General features: G+C 52.0%; 20 protein-coding genes. 12 read left to right on the top strand and 8 right to left on the bottom strand.

The genetic code is table 11. The features are described 5' to 3' along the window. Window positions 1-51 precede the first annotated feature (51 nt). From D6024_RS04765 to D6024_RS04750, 4 genes are all read left to right on the top strand, one after another. Window positions 52-693: a DUF47 domain-containing protein gene (locus D6024_RS04765; RefSeq protein WP_121353381.1), complete on the top strand. Its 642-nt coding sequence runs from the start codon at window positions 52-54 to the stop codon at window positions 691-693. 118 nt (window positions 694-811) lie between these two features. Beyond that, the gene (locus tag D6024_RS04760; RefSeq protein WP_121353380.1) at window positions 812-2,251 is read left to right on the top strand and encodes an inorganic phosphate transporter; all 1,440 of its coding nucleotides are present in this window, start codon (window positions 812-814) and stop codon (window positions 2,249-2,251) included. 124 nt (window positions 2,252-2,375) lie between these two features. Continuing rightward, complete coding sequence (galE, locus tag D6024_RS04755) at window positions 2,376-3,431, top strand: UDP-glucose 4-epimerase GalE (RefSeq protein ID WP_121353504.1); 1,056 nt, start codon at window positions 2,376-2,378, stop codon at window positions 3,429-3,431. A 255-nt stretch (window positions 3,432-3,686) separates the two neighbouring features. Further along, window positions 3,687-4,655 carry a transketolase family protein gene (locus D6024_RS04750; protein WP_121353379.1) on the top strand — a complete coding sequence of 323 codons (969 nt, stop codon included), beginning with the start codon at window positions 3,687-3,689 and terminating at the stop codon, window positions 4,653-4,655. A 198-nt stretch (window positions 4,656-4,853) separates the two neighbouring features. Here D6024_RS04750 and D6024_RS04745 read toward each other — a convergent pair whose 3' ends face one another. Genes D6024_RS04745 through D6024_RS04730 form a run of 4 tightly spaced genes read right to left on the bottom strand, consistent with a single transcriptional unit; the run spans window position 4,854 to window position 7,588 of the window. After that, the gene (locus D6024_RS04745) at window positions 4,854-5,840 is read right to left on the bottom strand and encodes an MlaD family protein (RefSeq protein WP_121353378.1); all 987 of its coding nucleotides are present in this window, start codon (window positions 5,838-5,840) and stop codon (window positions 4,854-4,856) included. Next, window positions 5,841-6,605 carry an ABC transporter ATP-binding protein gene (locus tag D6024_RS04740; RefSeq protein WP_121353377.1) on the bottom strand — a complete coding sequence of 255 codons (765 nt, stop codon included), beginning with the start codon at window positions 6,603-6,605 and terminating at the stop codon, window positions 5,841-5,843. Between the two features lies 1 nt (window position 6,606). Next, on the bottom strand, window positions 6,607-7,395 hold the full coding sequence (locus D6024_RS04735) for an MlaE family ABC transporter permease (protein ID WP_121353376.1): 789 nt from the start codon (window positions 7,393-7,395) through the stop codon (window positions 6,607-6,609). A gap of 4 nt (window positions 7,396-7,399) precedes the next feature. Then, a complete protein-coding gene (locus tag D6024_RS04730) occupies window positions 7,400-7,588 on the bottom strand; it encodes a hypothetical protein (RefSeq protein ID WP_121353375.1) in 189 nt (62 codons plus the stop codon). 86 nt (window positions 7,589-7,674) lie between these two features. On the opposite strand from D6024_RS04730, the gene D6024_RS04725 reads away from it, so the two are divergent. The 7 genes from D6024_RS04725 to D6024_RS04695 all read left to right on the top strand — a co-directional run bounded on the left by D6024_RS04725 (window position 7,675) and on the right by D6024_RS04695 (window position 12,581). Then, entirely contained in the window at window positions 7,675-8,229 is a 555-nt protein-coding gene (locus tag D6024_RS04725; protein WP_121353503.1) for a peroxiredoxin, read from the top strand. Between the two features lie 34 nt (window positions 8,230-8,263). Then, a complete protein-coding gene (locus D6024_RS04720) occupies window positions 8,264-8,860 on the top strand; it encodes a carboxymuconolactone decarboxylase family protein (protein WP_121353374.1) in 597 nt (198 codons plus the stop codon). Window positions 8,861-9,027: 167 nt separating this feature from the next. Then, window positions 9,028-9,582 carry an RNA polymerase sigma factor gene (locus tag D6024_RS04715; RefSeq protein ID WP_121353373.1) on the top strand — a complete coding sequence of 185 codons (555 nt, stop codon included), beginning with the start codon at window positions 9,028-9,030 and terminating at the stop codon, window positions 9,580-9,582. A 35-nt stretch (window positions 9,583-9,617) separates the two neighbouring features. Next, window positions 9,618-10,388, top strand: coding sequence for a hypothetical protein (locus D6024_RS04710; protein ID WP_121353372.1), 771 nt, complete (start codon window positions 9,618-9,620; stop codon window positions 10,386-10,388). Between the two features lie 3 nt (window positions 10,389-10,391). Continuing rightward, entirely contained in the window at window positions 10,392-10,808 is a 417-nt protein-coding gene (locus tag D6024_RS04705) for a hypothetical protein (protein WP_121353371.1), read from the top strand. 260 nt (window positions 10,809-11,068) lie between these two features. Beyond that, window positions 11,069-12,037, top strand: a complete 969-nt coding sequence (locus D6024_RS04700) for a helix-turn-helix transcriptional regulator (protein ID WP_121353370.1) — start codon at window positions 11,069-11,071, stop codon at window positions 12,035-12,037. 46 nt (window positions 12,038-12,083) lie between these two features. Next, window positions 12,084-12,581, top strand: a complete 498-nt coding sequence (locus D6024_RS04695; RefSeq protein WP_121353369.1) for a DinB family protein — start codon at window positions 12,084-12,086, stop codon at window positions 12,579-12,581. A gap of 126 nt (window positions 12,582-12,707) precedes the next feature. Here D6024_RS04695 and D6024_RS04690 read toward each other — a convergent pair whose 3' ends face one another. The 4 genes from D6024_RS04690 to D6024_RS04675 all read right to left on the bottom strand — a co-directional run bounded on the left by D6024_RS04690 (window position 12,708) and on the right by D6024_RS04675 (window position 17,838). Further along, window positions 12,708-13,991 (bottom strand): M16 family metallopeptidase, encoded by a 1,284-nt coding sequence (locus D6024_RS04690; RefSeq protein WP_121353368.1) that lies wholly within the window; start codon window positions 13,989-13,991, stop codon window positions 12,708-12,710. Further along, on the bottom strand, window positions 13,988-15,070 hold the full coding sequence (locus D6024_RS04685; RefSeq protein WP_121353367.1) for an AAA family ATPase: 1,083 nt from the start codon (window positions 15,068-15,070) through the stop codon (window positions 13,988-13,990). Before D6024_RS04685 ends, D6024_RS04690 begins: the two co-directional genes overlap by 4 nt. A gap of 187 nt (window positions 15,071-15,257) precedes the next feature. Next, complete coding sequence (locus D6024_RS04680; RefSeq protein ID WP_121353366.1) at window positions 15,258-16,496, bottom strand: M16 family metallopeptidase; 1,239 nt, start codon at window positions 16,494-16,496, stop codon at window positions 15,258-15,260. Window positions 16,497-16,683: 187 nt separating this feature from the next. Then, window positions 16,684-17,838: an aspartyl protease family protein gene (locus D6024_RS04675; protein WP_240409934.1), complete on the bottom strand. Its 1,155-nt coding sequence runs from the start codon at window positions 17,836-17,838 to the stop codon at window positions 16,684-16,686. A 168-nt stretch (window positions 17,839-18,006) separates the two neighbouring features. Here D6024_RS04675 and mqnC point away from each other — a divergent pair, with 168 nt between their 5' ends. Beyond that, complete coding sequence (gene mqnC / locus D6024_RS04670) at window positions 18,007-19,131, top strand: cyclic dehypoxanthinyl futalosine synthase (RefSeq protein ID WP_121353364.1); 1,125 nt, start codon at window positions 18,007-18,009, stop codon at window positions 19,129-19,131. Window positions 19,132-19,162 lie beyond the last annotated feature (31 nt).

Here is a 19,162-nt window from a genome sequence, read left to right as displayed (position 1 = left end):
GCTCCGGATAATTGGTTCTAATTTCGCACCCAATCTTTAAAGCGATTCTGTATGAACATCTTTGCAAAGTTTCTTGCTCCCAAAAACAAAGTTTTCTATGAGCTGTTTGAAAAAAGTGCCGACAACGTAAAGCAAATGGGAGCATTGCTGTTGCAAGTGGTGCAGGAGCCCGACTTCGACAAACGCCAGGGCCTGATCTCCAAAATGGAAGATGTAGAGCATGCCAACGATGAACTGACGCACAACCTGTTTACCGAACTTGGCCGCAACTTCATCACACCGTTCGACCGCGAAGACATCCACTATCTCGCTTCCGCTCTCGACGACGTTGCCGACTTTGTTTTTGCCTCCGCAAAAAAAATCAACTTCTACCGCGTCAATCCCAACGACATTGGTCTTCACAAGCTGGCCGAGATCGTGGTGCAAAGCACACTGGAAGTGCGCAAAGCCGTTGGCGAACTGCGAGACATGAAAAACATGCGGGTGATCACCGACTCGCTGGTCAAGATCAACAGCCTGGAAAATGAAGCCGACGATATTTTCGATATGAGCATTGAGCGCCTGTTTGCCACCGAGCCAGACGCCAAGGAAGTCATCAAAAAGCGGGAGATCTACCAGGTGCTGGAAAGCGCTACCGACAAGTGCGAAGACGCCGCCAATGTGATTGAATCCATCATTGTGAAATACGCATAGTCAATGTAACGATGTGAAAATCTGAAAATGTGAAAATGAAGGCAGGTGCAGGACGGCCATTCTGTTAAAAGCCTGACCATTTTCACATTTTCGCATTTGCCAATTTTTAAATTTCTTCATGACCTTTATTATCCTGATCATTGCCCTGGCCCTGGTCTTTGACTTTATCAACGGCTTTCACGATGCGGCCAACTCAATTGCCACCATAGTTTCCACCAAAGTGCTGACGCCTTTCCAGGCCGTGGTATGGGCCGCCATTTTCAACTTCGCCGCCTTTTTTATTTTTAAAGACCACGGTGTGGCCGACTCCATTTCCAAGACAGTCAACATTAAACTGCTTGACAAAAACATCATGCTGGTCGTAGTACTGGCCGGACTGATCGCAGCGATTGTCTGGAACCTGCTGACCTGGTGGTTTGGTATTCCTTCGTCTTCTTCCCATACGCTGATTGGCGGCTTTGCCGGTGCGGGGATCGCAGCGGGTGGCATCAGCGCCATCAACACCGATATCATCGTTCGCACGACTGCCTTCATCTTCCTGGCACCACTGGTGGGAATGCTGATGGCCTTTATCATTTCTCTCTGGTTCCTGTTTTCGTTCCGCAAGGACATCCTGCCGCGTATCGTTTCGCTGCTTTTCATCGTCGGCATTCTCTTTTTCCTGAAAGGCTTCATCACCACCAGCCACACCGATATTTCGGGCATGAAGGTGAAAACCGAGCAGGGCCTGGTGCAGGTTTCCGATGTTCCCAACAATTCATCGGCGCAAAAAATGGGCTTTAAAAAAGGCGATACCCTGGTCAGCGCCAACAACGTGCCGATTACAGCGAAAAAAGATCTTGACCAGGTTCTCAAGCAGACCGGCCTCAATAAAAGCTTTACCTATACCGTGGTACGGAAGGGCGACACCGTAACCCAAACGTCGCCTTATATTACCAACTACACGTCCCGCTTTGGGCAGATCGTATTTTTTGGTGAAAACTTTAAATGGTTCCTGCTGGCCCTGATCCTGCTGGTAATGGCGGTATTTACGTTTTGGCTCAACACGCTGAATGCCCACAGTTCCAACGTCTGGTTCAAACGGTTGCAACTGGTTTCGTCAGCGGCCTTCAGTATCGGTCACGGCGGTAACGATGCCCAAAAGGTTATGGGAATCATCACCGCTGCCCTGATCGCCAACGGTACCATCCACACGTTTGAGCAGATGCCTACCTGGGTGCCACTGGCCTGTTACACGGCCATGGGCCTGGGCACCATGAGCGGCGGCTGGAAGATTGTCAAAACCATGGGAACCCGCATTACAAAGGTGACACCGTTTGAAGGTGTGGCCGCCGAAACGGCCGGTGCCATCACGCTGTTTGTCACCGAGTACCTGAAGATCCCTGTGAGCACAACGCATACCATCACGGGCTCCATTATGGGCGTGGGTGCTACCAAGCGTCTGTCGGCTGTGCGCTGGGGTGTCACCATCAACCTGCTGTGGGCATGGGTTCTTACCATTCCCATCAGTGCGCTGCTGGCCATCGGTATTTTCCACGTCGTACACCTCTTCTTTTAGATCTTTTCGATCATAGAAAAAGCCGGAAGGATGCACATCTGCTGCATCCTTCCGGCTTTTTAGGGCATTCCGGACCAAAATATTAAAATTTATTTCCCGAGTTTTGCCGTTCAATTTTTACGGCATGCCAAAGATTCTGGTGACAGGCGGTTGTGGCTATATCGGTTCCCATACCCTTGTTGATTTAATCAAAAACGGATACGACGTGATCAGCGTGGACAATAACTCCCGTTCCAACCCGGCCATTTTAAAAGGCGTGGAGCGCATCACGGGGAAAACCGTGAAGAACTATAAAGTTGACCTGTGCAATTTTGACGACACAGCCGCGATTTTCCAGGAGAACGAAGACATCAGGGGCATCATCCACTTCGCGGCATATAAAGCCGTGGGTGAGTCGGTAGAGAAGCCGCTGATGTATTTTGAAAACAACCTCGTGTCCCTGATCAACCTGTTGAAATGCGTACAGGAATTCGGTACGCCCTGGTTTGTCTTTTCGTCTTCCTGCACCGTGTATGGCAACCCGGACCAGATACCGGTTACCGAAGAAACACCGCCCAAGCCCGCTGAGTCGCCCTATGGCTACACCAAGCAGATGGGCGAGCAGATCCTGGGCGAATTTCAAAAAGCAGCGGGCACGCAAACCATCCTGCTTCGCTATTTCAACCCTGTGGGTGCACATCCTTCCATTGAGATTGGCGAAATGCCGATTGGCAGGCCGCAAAACCTCGTACCGGCCATTACGCAAACGGCGATTGGCAAACTGCCGAAGATGGTGGTGTACGGCGACGACTATCCCACCCGCGACGGCAGTTGTGTTCGCGACTTTATTCACGTCAGCGATATTGCGCATGCCCACACCCTGGCCATTAAATACCTGGAAGAAGGCCGCAACCGCGGCGGCTGCGAAGTTTTCAACCTGGGCACCGGCAACGGCGTTACGGTACTGGAAGCCATCAAAGCCTTCGAAAAAGTCAGTGGCGCCAGGCTCAATTACGAGATCGGGCCGCGTCGTCCCGGCGATGTGGTGGCCATCTATGCCAACAACGACAGGGCCAAAGGGCGCCTGGGCTGGGATCCGCAAATGACCATCGACGACATGATGGCCACGGCCTGGAAATGGGAAGTAAAGCTGAAAGAAGATGAAACCTTTTTTGCTGCGATGAATTCCGAGTTGAATTAGATTCTCCCCAAACGCCTCCCCGCCCTCCAAAGGAGGGATTGGCCCGGCACAGACTCTTGCTTTTCATGATATTTAAAAGCCTTCATCAACCATTTTGATGGAGGCTTTTTCGTTTTTTGTTACCAGGGATTGAATCTCTCTTGCGTCGCACCCTTCAGCCTTCAGAACAGGACTGAACACAAAGCCTTGTGCCGAAGCAAGGCTTTGTGTTCAGTCCCCCTTGGGGGGTCGGGGGCTTTCCTTATCTTCGCTGCCATGCTGAAAGACATTCAACCGACTGGTAAAAAAGATACCCGCAGTGGCTTTGGAGATGCTATGACGGAGCTGGGAAGAAAGAACCCTAACGTGGTTGCCCTCACCGCCGACCTTGCAGGTTCGCTGAAGCTGCAGGGCTTTATGAAAGAGTGCCCCGAACGCTTTGTACAGGTGGGCATTGCCGAAGCCAACATGATGGGCATCGCTGCCGGTATGACCATCGGCGGAAAGATTCCCTTCACCACCACTTTTGCCAACTTTTCTACCGGCCGTGTCTACGACCAGATCCGTCAAAGCATTGCCTACAGCGGCAAAAATGTCAAGATCTGCGCTTCGCATGCCGGCGTGACGCTGGGCGAAGACGGTGCCACGCACCAGATCCTCGAAGACATTGGCCTGATGAAAATGCTGCCGGGCATGACGGTGGTAGTTCCGTGCGACTATAACCAGACGAAAGCAGCCACGCTGGCGATTGCCGATTACGAGGGCCCGGTTTACCTGCGCTTTGGCCGTCCGAGCTGGCCCATTTTTACAAACGCCGGCGAACCTTTCCAGATCGGCAAGGCACAGAAGTTTTCCGAAGGAACTGATGTTTCCATTTTTGCCTGCGGCCACCTCGTGTGGCTGGCCATCCAGGCCGGCGTGCAGCTGGAAGAAAGAGGGTTAAGCGTGGAAGTGATCAACCTGCATACGATTAAGCCGCTCGATGAAGAAGCCATCCTCGCATCACTTCGCAAGACCGGCTGCGCCGTAACCGCGGAAGAACACAATGTGCTGGGTGGCATGGGCGATGCGGTGGCACAGGTGGCCTCCCGTCATTTCCCTGTTCCTATCGAATACGTGGGCACCAACGATACATTCGGCGAAAGCGGTACACCCGACCAGTTGCTCGAAAAATATGGCCTGAGTGTGCAACACATTGTGTCGGCCGCAGAAAAAGCCATGGAACGGAAGAAGGGTAATAGGTAATTGGCAAGAAGCAAACGGCAGGCGTTGGCGGCAGGATTAACTCAAACTGAAATCAATCGACAAAACAAGAAAAGATATCCCATAAAAAAAAGCTCCGTTCGGAGCTTTTTTTTATGGCCTGTTTGTTCGATCCTGAACCTTGCAAATTGCCTGGGGCGCAGTGAACAATTCCTTCTACTGATTTCCAATGTTCAACGCTTAATGAACCTCTTCCTGGCTTTTGGCCTTTTTGCGAAAGAACCCACGAAGTAAAAAATTATGCTGCAGGGCCTCCATGTTTTCGTCGAGCTTTTGGGTGCTGGATTGCAGGTTTTTGATCGTGGTCCTGATTTCCGCTGCCGTTTGTTTGTCGTTCAGCAGCAGGCCCGCCGGAGACGAAGGATCGGCCAGGCTTTGATTGACGTTGCTGCTGGCTGTGTTCAGGTTAGCCATGACCTGGTCGGCTCGTTGGGAGAGGGCGTCGATCTGCCGCACGGTGCTGCGAAGTCGTGCAAAAACAACCGTGTCGGTAACAAGGTCATTCGCCAGCGAGCCCTTGGCCGTTAACCGTGTTGTGTAGTCGCTGGCGTTGGCCACGAGGTTTTGCGCATTGGCAACCGCTATTTTCAGGGAGGCCATGGAGGCTTGGAGGTCGCGGTAAAGACCGTCGTCGTTCAGCAGTTTACCGGCCGAACCCTGGCCGCTCAAAAGACGACCGCTGATAGTCTTGAAATTTTCGGTAATCGCCAGCAGGTTCTTGTTGTTTTCCTGGAAGGTGGCCATCATTTCCTCGGTACTCAACGACTGCTCCGACTGCAGGGTGCTGCCGGTTTCCACCACCGGTGCTGCGGCACTTCCGCCATAAATCACGATGATCTTGTTGCCGATAAAACTTTCGGCGCCGATTTTCGCTTTCGAATCTTTCCTGATCATGGAAAGCGATTTTTCCCCGATGTTCATCTCCACGTCTACCTTGCCCTCCTTGTTGAAGGAGAGGTTCTGCACCGTCCCTACTTTCACGCCGGCGAACCAAACATTGTTGCCCGGCTGCAGGCCCGATACTTCGTTAAAGATGGTATGAATAGTGGCGCCTTTGTTGAACAGGCTTTTCTGCCCGCCCAGGGTCATCACACCCAAAACAAAAATGACCAGTGCTGCAAACACAAATGCTCCCACAATGACAGCCCGCTTGTTTTTCTTTTCCATTTATCCTGTAAAATTATAATTGTAAAAACTCTGAATCCGTTCGTCTTCGGAGCGGAATACATCGTCGAATGTTCCTTCTTTGGCAAACACCCCGTCGAGCAGCATGGCCACCCGGTCGCCGGTATCCTTGGCACAAGTCAGGTCGTGGGTGATGATGATGGAACTGGTGTGGTAGCGCTCCTGCACCTCGTTGATCAGTTCATTGATCTCGCTGCTGGTAATGGGATCGAGACCGGCCGTTGGTTCGTCGTACAACATGATCTTGGGTTGCAGGATCAGCGTACGGGCAATGCCGATCCGCTTTTTCTGCCCCCCCGACAATTCCGCCGGCATCTGGTTTTTTGCCTGCAGCAGTCCTACCGCATCCAGCACGGTTTCAACCGAGCGGTCCACGGCCGATTTGGGTAAATGCCGGCGGTGGTGCAGCAGCGGAAACAGGAGGTTTTCCTTCACGCTCATGCTGTCGTACAGGGCACTGTTTTGAAACGAAAAACCCAGTTCCAGCCGCAGGGCATTGAGTTCTTTTGCATTCAGCCCGGGAACTTCCCTGCCCAGTACATTCACCGTGCCGCTGTCCGGTTTCAACAGGCCGGCAATAATCTTGATGAGCACCGACTTTCCCGTACCGGAACGCCCCAGCACCACCAGGTTTTCGCCGTGAAAAAGATCCAGGTCCACACCGCGCAGCACCTCGTTGCTCCCAAATGCCTTGTACAGGTTGCGGATGCTGACCACGGCCTCTCGTTGTTGATTCGTCCTCTCCATATTACCTGAATGAGTTGATGATTTGAAGGATCAGCATCTCCTCGATGAAAATAAAAAACATGGACACGACCACCGCCGAATTGGCCGCCCGGCCCACCCCCTGCGTTCCGCCGGAGGTGTTAAATCCCTGGTAGCAGCCAACCGTTCCAATGGTAAATCCAAAGACCAGCGAACGGATGATGGACGAAGCATAATCCAGGAAGGTGATCTTCGAAAAAGCGTTTTGCAAAAAGGTGGTAAAGCTGGTTTGCTCGTTCAGAGATATATCCAGGTACGAGCCCATCATGGATACAAAAGCAGCATACAGCATCAGCATGGGCAGCATCAGCGTCGCCGCGCCGATGCGGGTATTCACCAGGTATTTGAACGGGTTGGTAGCCGATACTTCCATGGCATCGATCTGCTCTGTCACCCGCATCGATCCCAGTTCGGCGCCGATGCCCGAACCGACTTTCCCGGCGCAGATGAGCGCTGTAACCAGCGGCGCCAGCGACTTGATTACGGCAATGGCCACCAGGGAGGGCAGCCACGACTGCGCACCGAATTCGGAAAGCGACGGGCGGGACTGCTTGGTGAATACCACGCCGGTAATAAAAGCGGTCATGGTAATAAGGAGAAGCGACCGGTAACCGATCTCGTAGCACTGGTGAATGAATTCGTTCCACTCCAAGGGACGGCGGAACATTTCTTTAAAAAAGCGGCCGATAAAAGACGTGACATTTGAAAAAATGATAAAAAAACCATCGACTCGTTTGGAGATGAAAAACCGTCTTTTCCTGTCGCCTTCCATGTGTTTAGTTTTGAATAACAGCCTTGCCCAGATCGAAAAAGCGTGCATAGTTAGGCATTTTCTTCCAATAACCCGGCACAGGACGGCCAAGCATTTGGTTAAAACTTCCATTCCCAACTTCGGTTGCGGAGCCGCGGTAGTTCGCAACCGGTCGCAATCGACCGGCAACCCGTTCTCTTTCATCAATTAACATTCCATGTGCTGAATTTTTTCGCTACCATTTTGCCGGCAACCGTCCAGCACGGAAATTTGCGCCTCGAAAAAACAGAAAGACACAACATGAGAAACACGACATTATCATTAGGATCGAAATTCCCGGATTTCAAGAAAAAGGCTGTTGTCTCCATCGAAAAAGGCACGGAGTTTTACGACCTGACCTATGAAGAGATCAGGAATGCCGGCAAGTGGATGGTGCAGTTCTGGTGGCCCAAAGACTTCACCTTTGTCTGCCCCACAGAAATTGCTGAGTTCAATAAACACTACCAGGATTTTGCCGACCGCGACGCGGTATTGGTTGGCGCTTCTACCGACAGCGAGTTTGTACACCTTGCCTGGAGAAAAGACCACGAAGACCTGCGCAACCTGCAGTTCCCTATGCTGGCCGATACCTCGAAATCCCTGGCCGAAGAACTGGGCATCCTGCAAGCTGATGAAAAAATCGCCTACCGTGCCACGTTTATCGTTGATCCGCAAGGCATCGTTCGCTGGGTATCGTTGTACGACCTGAACGTAGGCCGCAACGTCAAAGAAGTGCTGCGTGTGCTGGACGCCCTGCAGACCGATGAACTTTGCCCCTGCAACTGGCAAAAAGGCGAAGCAACCCTTACGGCCTAATCCATTTTGAATTCATTCCAAAAGAAAAAGATTTATGTTATTCGGAAATACAACCGCGCAGGACGATGCAGCGCCCTTGCTGAAGGAGTTAGGGCTTGACGAGACAGCGCTCACACCACACCTGGCAGCCCTGAAAGCAGCTGGCAGCCGGTATCTCAAAGACCTGAAGCTGAACCTGTCCACGGCACTCAACGCAGAAAGCCTTGGTAAAAAAGATGCCTTGCTGATTGCCTTTGCAGTAGCGGTGAATGAAAAGAACACAGCGTTGCAGCAGTCGTTCGAAAAGCAGGCACTGGAGCAGGGTGCAACGGTGGCAGAAATCGCCGAAGTGCTCGCCTGTACCAGCCTGATGAATGCCAATAACGTCTACTACCGCTTTCGTCATTTCATGAATGATGAATTCTACGAAAAGGCGCCGGCTGGCATCCGCATGAGCATTATGGCCAATCCTGTAGTGGGTAAGGAGATGTTCGAGTTGATCAGTCTTGTGGTCAGTGCCGTCAACGGCTGTTCACTTTGTGTCACTTCGCACGAAGCTGCCCTGGTCAAACAAGGCAGTGAAAAACAGCGGGTGCACGACGCTGTCCGCGTTGGTGCCGTGGTAAAAAGCCTCGGGGTTGTATTGAATTAGCAGCAAAAAGCCGTTCGATAAAAGAGACGCATCAAGGCGTCTCTTTTTTTTGCGGCAGAAGTAAAAAGCAAACCCGGATCCAAAGTCCTTACCGGCCGCCCATCTGCCCGCTTTCAGAAGAACGTTTATCTTTACGCCTGTAGCATAAGATTTGTAACTCACTGGCAATGGCACTAACCGACCAAGCAGACGCAGAATTACTCCAGCAGTTCCGGAACCCGCAAACGAAAGAACCGGCTTTTACTGCCATCATTAAAAAATACCAGGAGCGCCTTTACTGGCACATCCGGCGTATGGTGGTAGACCATGACGATGCAAACGACGTTTTGCAAAACGTTTTCATCCGTGTATGGAACGGGCTGGAGAATTTTAAGGAAGAATCGCAGCTTTACACCTGGCTTTACCGCATTGCAACGAATGAAAGCCTGACCTTTTTGGAAGGGCAGAAAAAACGGGCGGCTGTCAGCCTGAGCGATGTGGAAAGTGGACTAAGCAATAAGATCAAGGCCGACAAGCATTTTGACCCCAACCGTTTGGAGTGGAAATTGCAGCTTGCCATTCAGCAATTGCCGGAAAAACAACGCATTGTTTTCACGCTGCGGTACTACGACGAAATGCCGTATGAAGAAATGAGCCGAGTGCTGGAAACCAGCGAGGGAGCGCTAAAAGCGAGCTATCACCACGCCGTGAAAAAAATAGAAGACTTCATCAAGAATCATTAAACTTTGACTACCGTGCAAGGTCATAAAGCCCGAAAATGACAGACCAAGATAACATACAGGATGAATTGGGGCGTTTGAACAGTGATTTGCCTGTGAACAATAGCCAGGGACCTTTTTCCGTACCCGAGGGCTATTTTGACGGGCTGGCAGCATCTGTTCTGGCAAAACTGAAAGGCCAACAGATTTCGGCTGCCGATGAACTGCGCGAACTCTCTCCCCTGCTGGCCTCCCTTTCCAGGGAAATGCCTTACCGTCTTCCCGCAGGTTATTTTGACGAAAATTTGTCGGTCCTGTCCTTTGTGGACGGAGACAAAAAATCGGCTGTTCTGGACGCCATCGGCAAGGAACTGCCTTTTGCCGTGCCGCAGGGATATTTTGACACCGTACCGCAACAGGTACTGGCCAAACTGCCAAGGCCTGAAGCAAAACTGGTTCCGCTTTTTTCGCGGAACTGGATGCGGGTGGCTATCGCCGCCGTGATTACCGGGATCGTTTTCCTGGGCGGCTACCAGTACTTCAACGGTGCCGGTGATCAAACAGCCAGCCAGCAACCGGTCGACACCAGCCAGAACTGGCTGGCGAAAAATGAGCCCCGCGTTGTGCAGGAGATTAAAAAAGCCAGCACCAACGAACTGGATGAATTTATCCGGACCGTTCCGGTCGTGCCGGACAAGCAACAAGCGGCTGCACAGCCAACGGAAAAAGCTTCCGTCAAAGCTTTGCTGAACGATGTTTCGGAAAAGGAAATCGACGCCTTTTTGGAGCAATTACCAACCGCCGAAGATGATTTGGCCTTAATTGATTAACCCATGAAAAAAATTTTATACACAGTTCTTTTTTTCTTCACCCTGCAAACAGCCTTCGCACAGGAGGAGCAACCGGGAGCCGCCCGCCTCAAGGAAAAAATGGTGGAATACATCCAGAACAAACTGGGCCTGAACAAATCGGAAGCCGAGCGCTTTCAACCCCTGTTCATGGACTACCTGCGCCAGTTGCGCACCACCAAACAGGAATTCAAAAACGACAGGCTTGTCTTGCAGCAAAAAGTCATTGAAGTCCGCCTGCGCTTCCGCGACCAGGTCAAACCGGTTATCGGTGAAAAGCGCAGCAACGACGTCTTTACCTATGAGCGTGAATTTGTTGAGAAGGTGCAGGACATCCGCAACGAACGCTTGCAGGAACGCCACGATGGCCGTGCTAACAAAAGAAATGGCCCCGACTTGTAATCAAATTAAATTTCCCCTAAATTTGAGCTTGGTGTTTTTCATAGGTTAGCAACGGCCGGCTCTTTTTAGGGCGGGCCTTTTTTTTCCGCCACGATACAGCACTTCGTTTACCTGAAACAGACATAGAAATTTTTAGGATATAAAAGCCGTTCTGCGCAGAGCGGCTTTTGCTTTTTCTACCGGCGCCATTCTTTCCGGACCTTGCTTGCCGTCTATGGACAGAGTTGTAATTTACACGCTGTTATCTTCAAAAAATTGCCGTGAATCGCATCGACCGTTTGGCCGCCATTCTGATCCAGCTTCAATCCAGGCCGCTGGTAAAAGCCCAGGATCTTGCAACCAGGTTTTCCATCAGCCTGCGCACGGTTTATCGCGACGTGCGGGCACTGGAGGAAGCCGGCGTGCCCGTGATTGGCGAAGCCGGTACAGGTTACCGGTTGATGGACGGGTACAAGTTGCCGCCCATCATGTTCAACGGAGACGAAGCCTCGGCCCTGTTAACAGCCGCGAAACTGATGCAGTCTCTCAGCGATGCACCCACGTCCAACCACTATCATTCGGCCCTCGATAAGATCCGGGCCGTGTTGCGGCTAACCGAAAAGCACCACATCGCCGGCATCGACGAGCATGTGGCCGTGGTGCCCCACCCCTCATTTGCCTACAGGCCGCCGGCGGAACTGCATCTCTCCAAAATCCTGCAGGCCATAGCGTCAACAGCCGTTTTGCAGATCAGTTACGTGTCCATCGGGAAAAACGAACACCTGCAGCGAAAGGTGGAACCGATCGGCATTTACTACCAGGGTAGCCACTGGTACCTGGCCGCTTACTGTCACCTCCGCAACGACTACCGGAATTTCCGCACCGACAAGATTTCGCGGCTGGAACCAACCGGCGATAAGATGACGAAGACCCACCCGCCGCTGCAGGATTTTCTCAACAGGCTCACCGAAAAGCGGGAACTGCAAAAGGTGGTGATCGAAGTAAAACGGGAGATTGTGAAATACTTTGGCGAACAGAAATATTACCAGGGCTTCGTAAAAGAGGAAGCGCATCGCGACCGAGTTCGCATGACGTTTTTGTCCGCCTCGCTGACCGGTTTTGCCCGCTGGTTTCTTTTGTTTGGCGACGAAGCAGTCATTCTCGAACCGCTGGAGCTGAAAGAAATGGTGGCGGCGCTGGCGGAAAAAATTTTAAAAAAACTTGAACGCAGCGCAACCCTGCTGACATAGGGCTGTCACCAACGGCTGTTTACTTTGTTGTACAAAACAGCAAGACATGACATTCATTGAATTTTTCAAAAAGCAATTTATCGACGAAGGCACAACGACCCGCAAAATGCTATCCCGCATTCCTGACGGAAAATGGGACTACAAACCGCATGAAAAAAGCATGGACCTGAAACGGCTGGCGACCCACCTGGCCGATCTTCCCGGCTGGATACACATGACCTTTACGACAGACCAGATAGATTTTGCCCAACCCTATGAACAACCGCAGATCGATACGACCACGGACCTGATGGCCTATTTTGAAAAACGCTATGCAGAAGGCCTGTCCGCATTGGTACCGGAAAACGAATCGCTGCTTGAGAAGCCCTGGACCTTGCGAAACGGCGATACTATTTACAGCACGGACCCGAAGATTGAGATCCTGCGCATGTCGTTCAGCCAGCAAATCCACCACCGGGCACAGTTGGGTGTGTACCTGCGCCTGCTCGACATTCCCATTCCCGGTAGCTATGGTCCCAGCGCCGATGAAAGCACATTTGTCTGAACCGGGATTTGGGTGGTTGAAGAAGATTTAGTCAGAAATAAAAAAGGCGTTCCTCACAGAACGCCTTTTTTATCTAAAAGAGTCATTTCATTTTCCTAAATCCATCAAATCTCCCCAAATCGTGGTTCAGACAACAACCAATTCATAAAAGTTCTCCGGCTGCAAATATTTATTGGCCAGCAGTTGCAGCTCTGCTGCCGAAACGGTCCGGATGGTTTCGAGCTGCCGCTCAAAAAAGCCTTCATCCAGCCCGTTGAGGATAATATTTTTCCAGCGGTTGATGATCTGGAATGGTCCATCCAGGTCGCCGAGAATAGAACCCATCATGTAGTTGCGCACCAGGAGCAGTTCCTCTTCGTCAACCGGCGCCTGGCGCAGGCCTTCCATTTCCTTGTACACTTCCGTAATGGTGGCTTCGCACACATCCCGCCCGGCTTCGGTGCTGATGATCCAGGCGCTCTCCTGGATATGATTTTCCAGGTAACTGTAAATACCGTAGGTATACCCTTTTTCCTCGCGGATATTGCTCATCAGGCGGGAACCGAAAAAGCCGCCGAAAACATTGTTGAGCACCTGGGCCTTGACAAAGTCGGGATGATGGCGGTTGGGAAACGACGCACCGATGCGGATGGAGCCCTGCACGCCCTGCTCGTCGTTGGCAACACGGTATTTTTTTTCCGCTGCCGGTTTTGTGGGAAGCGCAGCAACCTGGATGGGCGATAGGGGCAGGTCGCCAAAATACTGGTTGAGCAAAGCCATCAAATTCGACGGCAGTTTGCCGGCAGCAAAAACCAAAAATTTTCCTTTCTGGTAAAAATCGCTGTAAAAATTCACGATCTCGTCGCGGTTCAGGGCATCAAAATCTTCAAAGCTGGTGTAACGGCCGTAGGGATGTTCCTGCCCGTAGAGATAGGCGTCGATCAGGCGGCCGGCCACGAAATCCGACTTGCGGAGGTTCACCCGGAGGCGCTGCTGCATGTTTTGCTTGTAGATGCCAAGTTCTTCTTCCGGGAAAACCGAGTCGACGATCATTTCCCTGACCACCGGCAGCAGGGCTTCCAGGTGTTTGCTCAGGCAGTGCAGTGTGATCGTTGCCGTTTCATTAAAACAACTGCGGTTGAGATAAGAACCATAGTATTCAAAATGCTCGTTCAGTTGAAAGGCGGATTTGGTGGACGTACCGTTCTTCAACATAAAATTGGTGGTAGCCGCAACCAGGTTTTTGTCTTCGTACCAGTTGCCGGCGTAATACACCCACTCTACCAGCAGCACGTCTTCGGCTCCGGCATTGACGGCATAAACATCGGCGCCGTTGTTGAGGGTTGCTTTTTCATAGGGCTTCAGCTTCAATTCCAGTTCGACAGCATTTTTTATATGCGGCGGTTGTGTGCGATTGAGTGTTTGTGTCATCGTTTAAATCCTATTTCGTGTTTCTGAGGCTGGTAGGCCTCTTCTCCAATGTTATAAATTTCGGCCAGGGTTGCCGGGTGGCTGAACGTATCGTCCAGTTGTAATTTTTGCGCCAGCCGGTTGGCGACAGCCGGTTGCAGCGACCTGAATTCGTACATCCCCAGCAGCCTTCCTTTGCGCAGCAGCGCCGCGTCCAACTCAGTCTGCTGGATGTTGAAGGTGCAAATAACGGGAATATGGAGGCATTGGCCCAACAAACCGTCCGAAAGGTTCAGCAGGTTGGAAATGGCGCTGTTCTCCGATCCCACCCGTTTGCAAATCACATTATCGGCGTCTTCCAGTACCAGGATGCTTTCTTCCTGGTCCATTAAAAAATTGATCAGCTCCGGCGAAGAAATATGCGACGCCATGTAAGGCGGAAAATAGATCATGCGCTTGGTCAACTGGCTGGCGAGGTAGCGGATATACGTTGTTTTTCCCGTACCCGGTTTTCCGTGCAGCAGCACCAGCCCGTGGCTTTTGGGCTTTTGCAGTTTTTCGATCACCCGTCCACTGAAGGGATAGAAGTCGTCGTTGTAATGGTCTTCAATGTCCACCTTGTTGCCGATGTGCTTGAATTCTTTTAAATGAAAATGGCCGTGGATGGTGGTAATGAAACTGAAATTCCCCTTGTGGTCATCGTCTTTTTCCTTTACGAGTTGTTGCAGCAGGTTTTCGGCTTTCTGCAGGGTTTCCGCATCGGCCGAGGCCAGGTAGTACAGGGTGGCCGTCATGCTTTCGTAATCGTTGCGGTAGCGAATCCAGACGTCTTTTTGCAAAAACCAGATCCGATTTTTTTGTTTGTAACGGCTTTCCCGCTTGATGAACTCCTGTTCGCTGTAGTCGTCGCGCCAGCGGTGCGGAAAAAGGGTGGCCAGTTCGCGGCTCAGTGCCTGGTAGTCGATGCGGTAGTACTGTTTTTTGTTGGGCGCTGTTTCGTTGAGATGAAAAAAAAGCGCAGCCGCCTTGATGTCGTCGTCCGTATCGTAAACATTGGACAGGTGGCTGGTAAAGTCTTCATCGTCGTCTTTGTAAAACATAGTTCAGAGTCTTTTGAAGGAAGAGCGAGACCCGCAGCAGGACACCAAAAAGCAAGTGCGCTTTTTGGTAAAACGGCCTGCCGAAAGCAATCGTTCTGATGCCGGCCCTTTTTGTTCCGTGTAAAGAAGGCCGGATAGCTGCTGACACAATTTACAACTTCCCGGGTACAAAAGCCTCCTGCCCGTTTTACGCCTGGGCGTGGTAATACAAGGTGCTGCTGTTCTCATCGCGGAAGATCTCGCGGCTCACGTTCCGGATGTCATCGGTGGTTACCCGGCCATACCGGTTCAGCTCTTCGTTCATCAGTGCCGCGTCTCCCAGCAGTTCGTAAAAGGCAAGGCTGTTGGCACGGTTCATCACGCTCATGTCTTCAAAAGCGATCTGGCTTTCGGTTTTATTCTTCACCTTTTGCAGTTCGGCCTCAGAAATTTTTTCGGTTTTGATCTTTTCGAGTTCTTCTTCCACGGCTTTTTCAGCGTCTTCCATCTTCACACCCTTCACCAGTTTGCCTTCGATGGTCAGCAGGCCGGCATCCACCGTGCCGAAATGGTAGCACTCGATATTGCTGAACAGTTTCTTCTCCTTCACCAGCGACTGGAACAGGCGGGACGAACCGCCACCGCTCAGGATCTCCGTGATCAGGTCCGACACGTAATAGCGTTGGTCCATGCGGGGATACATGTGCCAGGTTTTATAAAACGCATCCAGCGGTACGGCAGCATGCACTTCCAGTCGTTTTGCCCCTTTTTGCAAAGGCTCGGCCGGCAACTGGCGGCTGTACGGCGTACCGCTTTCAATCGGTGCAAACCATTTCTCCGCCAGTTCTTTGACTTTTTCGGTTGTGACGTTGCCGGCCACCACCAGGATGGCATTGACAGGGCGGTAGTGCTTAAAGAAAAAGTCTTTTACATCCTGCAGGCTGGCGTTCTCGATATGTGAAAGTTCCTTGCCGATGGTCATCCAGCGGTAAGGATGCACATCGTAGGCCAGTTCGCGCAGCTTCAGCCACACATCGCCGTATGGCTTGTTGAGGTAGTGCTCTTTGAATTCTTCGCACACCACTTTGCGCTGCACTTCCAGGCTGTTTTCGCTAAAGGCCAGCGAAAGCATCCGGTCGCTCTCGAGCCAGAACGCCGTTTCGAGGTTCTCGGCCGGAAGCTGGATATAATAGTTGGTCAGATCGTTGGTGGTGTAGGCATTGTTCTCGCCGCCGGCCATCTGCAGCGGCTCGTCGTAGACCGGGATGTTGACGGAGCCGCCAAACATCAGGTGCTCGAAAAGATGGGCAAAACCGGTACGGGCCGGGTTTTCATCTTTGGCACCGACATCGTACAGCACATTCACCACTGCCATGGGCGTGGATGTATCCTGGTGCACCAGTACCCGCAAACCGTTCGCTAACGTAAATCGTTCAAAATTGACCACAGCTAATACTCCTTTGATTTAATCCGGTGCGCCTGCACCGGCCTGTAAAAATATCTGAAAAGCCGCAAAAGAACCGGTTAAACTTGACAGCGCCAGGCCTGGCAGAACTTTCGGTTTACTGGCCGGATATTGGACAGTAGATATTGGATATTGGGCTATTTATGTAGGCGACGAATTGAGGATGGCCCTACTGGTTTTTCAGGATGTTCTTGACCTTGAACTTGAATTCCTGCAACTGGCCGTCGCGCAGGAGAATGAGGTTCACCCCTTCGTTGGCGCTTTGCAGGGTGGCTTTGTAAAGCGAAATATTCTGGATAAAATTTTTGTTGATGGCCACCACTACGTCGCCTTCCCGCACACCGGCGCTTTCAGCCGGCGAATCTTTGGCCACATCACCGATAATGATCCGGCCGTTGATCAGGTACAGCTCAATGCCGCTGTAGGCATAATCGAAGGGATCGTAAAAATGCGAGTTGGGCAGAAGGTGAAACTCTTTCTGTTCGTAATTGATCACCACGTTGAACCGCCGCAACAGGTCGTTGCCAATCAGTCCGCCCAGGTGCGGATACGAGGTGACATTGAACTCGTCGTCAAAAACATTGACCGGCATGTTCCGGAACTTGTACGGACCGATCCGGAATTCTTTCAGTACGGTGACCTGCATGTCGACCTTGCCGCCAAGGCCCTCGGCTTCTTTGGTGTACAGCTTGCGGTTGGCCCGCAGCACGTTGCTGTCCTTGATGAAGTCGCGGCTGAACAGCACATTCAGCCCCGCTCCCATGTCGATGAGGAACCGCGTTTCGACAGCCCTGTTGTCTTTGAGCCGGGCTACCTGCACCGGCAGCGCCGTGATGGCCGGCCGCAACAGGTGCCCGCCACGGGGATACTTGAACGTTCCTTTCGTCCAGAATTCGACCTGCGTGCTGTCGTAATTGATCCGGACGATGTAACGGCTGAAAACCGAATAGCCAATAATGCCGTCGATGCGTTCGCCGTAAACGGCTGTCAGGATATCGTAATTGCTGACGTGGAAATTGAGGCTGTCGATCGTGAGTCCCGGCAGGTGCAGCTTCTTGTTGTTCAGGAAGCTCACATTCCGCACACCCGCAATGCCACGGATGGTGCGGCTGGAGGGCTCCGGTTTCACGCCGAAATAATCGGCAGTAGTAGAGTCGAGCGAAATGCCGCCGCTGCCCGTGTCGAGGATAAAGTTGAGCGTGTCTTTGAATTTGTCAAAACGTCCCTGCAGCAGGATGATGCCGCCGGTCAGTTGCACAAAAGGAAATTTGGTGATAAAGCGGGAGGGCACCACAAACTCTTCCTGCGCAGCGGTACTCTGCAAAAAAAGGAGGGTTGATATGCAGGCAAAAATAAACTTCACAGTCAGTGGCTACAGCTAAGATGATCTTTACAGTCGAATGATTATCCGTTTTAAAAATAGGACAAGCTTGTCACAACAAAAAACCACTCCTCCATTATCCTGCAGTTCCTGCTTTACCTTTGCTGCACTATGAACCTTTCTTCTCTCTACGACAAAGCGCTCCGTTCCGAATTTTTAAGCATTGAAGAAGGAATGACGCTTTTTGAAGAGTCGCCGCTCACGGAACTCATGTCTGTAGCCGATACCCTGCGCCGCGAAAAAGTGCCGCACGGCAAGGTTACCTGGCAGATCGACCGCAACGTGAACACCACCAACGTGTGCATCGCCAACTGCAAGTTTTGCAATTTCTACCGCATACCGGGACATGCTGAGGCCTATATCACCGACATGCCCACCTACCGAAAAAAGATCGAGGAAACCATCCGCTACGGCGGCGACCAGTTGCTGCTGCAGGGCGGTCATCACCCGGAGCTGGGACTGGATTTTTACACCACCACCTTCCGCCAGATCAAGCAGGAATATCCGACCATCAAGCTGCATGCGCTGGGGCCACCCGAAGTGGCACACATTACCAAGCTGGAAAAAAAGACCCACCGCGAGGTACTGACGGCATTGAAAGAAGCCGGTATGGACTCCCTGCCCGGTGCCGGCGCCGAAATTTTGGTGGACAGGGTGCGCCGCCTGATCTCGAAAGGGAAATGCGGTGCCGACGAATGGCTGGCCATCATGCACGAAGCGCACAAGCTCGGAATTACCACATCGGCTACCATGATGTTTGGCCACGTGGAAACGGTGCGGGAACGTTTTGAGCACCTGGTGAAGATCCGCGACGTGCAGGCAAAAAAGCCCGAAGGCGCCAAGGGATTCCTGGCCTTTATCCCCTGGACCTTCCAGGACGTGGATACGTTGCTGACCAAGATCCGCGGTGTGCACAACCTGACCACGCCGGAAGAATACCTCCGCATGATCGCCATCAGTCGCATCATGCTGCCCAACATCAACAACATCCAGGCTTCGTGGCTCACGGTGGGAAAGCAAACGGCCCAACTCTGCCTGCATGCCGGCGCCAACGATTTTGGCTCGATCATGATCGAAGAAAACGTGGTGAGTGCCGCCGGGGCGCCACACCGCTTTACCTCCAGGACCATCCAGCAGGCCATCCGCGAAGCGGGCTTCGAACCGCAGTTGCGCAACCAGCAGTACGAGTGGCGGGAACTGCCGGAAGCCATGGTGGAACAGGTGGTGAATTATTAAGCGCTGTATTCATGCGCTGTTTGCTATTGGA

The organism is Flavisolibacter nicotianae (genome assembly GCF_003628535.1).
Lineage (GTDB): Bacteria > Bacteroidota > Bacteroidia > Chitinophagales > Chitinophagaceae > Flavisolibacter > Flavisolibacter nicotianae.
The sequence above is the reverse complement of the archived record's forward strand: the minus strand, read 5'-3'. Positions and strand labels throughout refer to the sequence as shown.

Bases quoted from the DNA above. Each gene is read 5' to 3' on its own strand.
- D6024_RS04720 (WP_121353374.1), top strand. From the start codon at position 8,264: ATGTTATTCGGAAATACAACCGCGCAGGACGATGCAGCGCCCTTGCTG.
- D6024_RS04685 (WP_121353367.1), bottom strand. From the start codon at position 15,070: ATGTTTTACAAAGACGACGATGAAGACTTTACCAGCCACCTGTCCAAT.
- D6024_RS04690 (WP_121353368.1), bottom strand. From the start codon at position 13,991: ATGACACAAACACTCAATCGCACACAACCGCCGCATATAAAAAATGCT.
- D6024_RS04750 (WP_121353379.1), top strand. From the start codon at position 3,687: ATGCTGAAAGACATTCAACCGACTGGTAAAAAAGATACCCGCAGTGGC.
- D6024_RS04715 (WP_121353373.1), top strand. From the start codon at position 9,028: ATGGCACTAACCGACCAAGCAGACGCAGAATTACTCCAGCAGTTCCGG.
- D6024_RS04730 (WP_121353375.1), bottom strand. From the start codon at position 7,588: ATGTTAATTGATGAAAGAGAACGGGTTGCCGGTCGATTGCGACCGGTT.
- D6024_RS04725 (WP_121353503.1), top strand. From the start codon at position 7,675: ATGAGAAACACGACATTATCATTAGGATCGAAATTCCCGGATTTCAAG.
- mqnC (WP_121353364.1), top strand. From the start codon at position 18,007: ATGAACCTTTCTTCTCTCTACGACAAAGCGCTCCGTTCCGAATTTTTA.
- D6024_RS04765 (WP_121353381.1), top strand. From the start codon at position 52: ATGAACATCTTTGCAAAGTTTCTTGCTCCCAAAAACAAAGTTTTCTAT.
- D6024_RS04740 (WP_121353377.1), bottom strand. From the start codon at position 6,605: ATGGAGAGGACGAATCAACAACGAGAGGCCGTGGTCAGCATCCGCAAC.
- D6024_RS04735 (WP_121353376.1), bottom strand. From the start codon at position 7,395: ATGGAAGGCGACAGGAAAAGACGGTTTTTCATCTCCAAACGAGTCGAT.
- galE (WP_121353504.1), top strand. From the start codon at position 2,376: ATGCCAAAGATTCTGGTGACAGGCGGTTGTGGCTATATCGGTTCCCAT.
- D6024_RS04695 (WP_121353369.1), top strand. From the start codon at position 12,084: ATGACATTCATTGAATTTTTCAAAAAGCAATTTATCGACGAAGGCACA.
- D6024_RS04760 (WP_121353380.1), top strand. From the start codon at position 812: ATGACCTTTATTATCCTGATCATTGCCCTGGCCCTGGTCTTTGACTTT.
- D6024_RS04710 (WP_121353372.1), top strand. From the start codon at position 9,618: ATGACAGACCAAGATAACATACAGGATGAATTGGGGCGTTTGAACAGT.
- D6024_RS04745 (WP_121353378.1), bottom strand. From the start codon at position 5,840: ATGGAAAAGAAAAACAAGCGGGCTGTCATTGTGGGAGCATTTGTGTTT.
- D6024_RS04705 (WP_121353371.1), top strand. From the start codon at position 10,392: ATGAAAAAAATTTTATACACAGTTCTTTTTTTCTTCACCCTGCAAACA.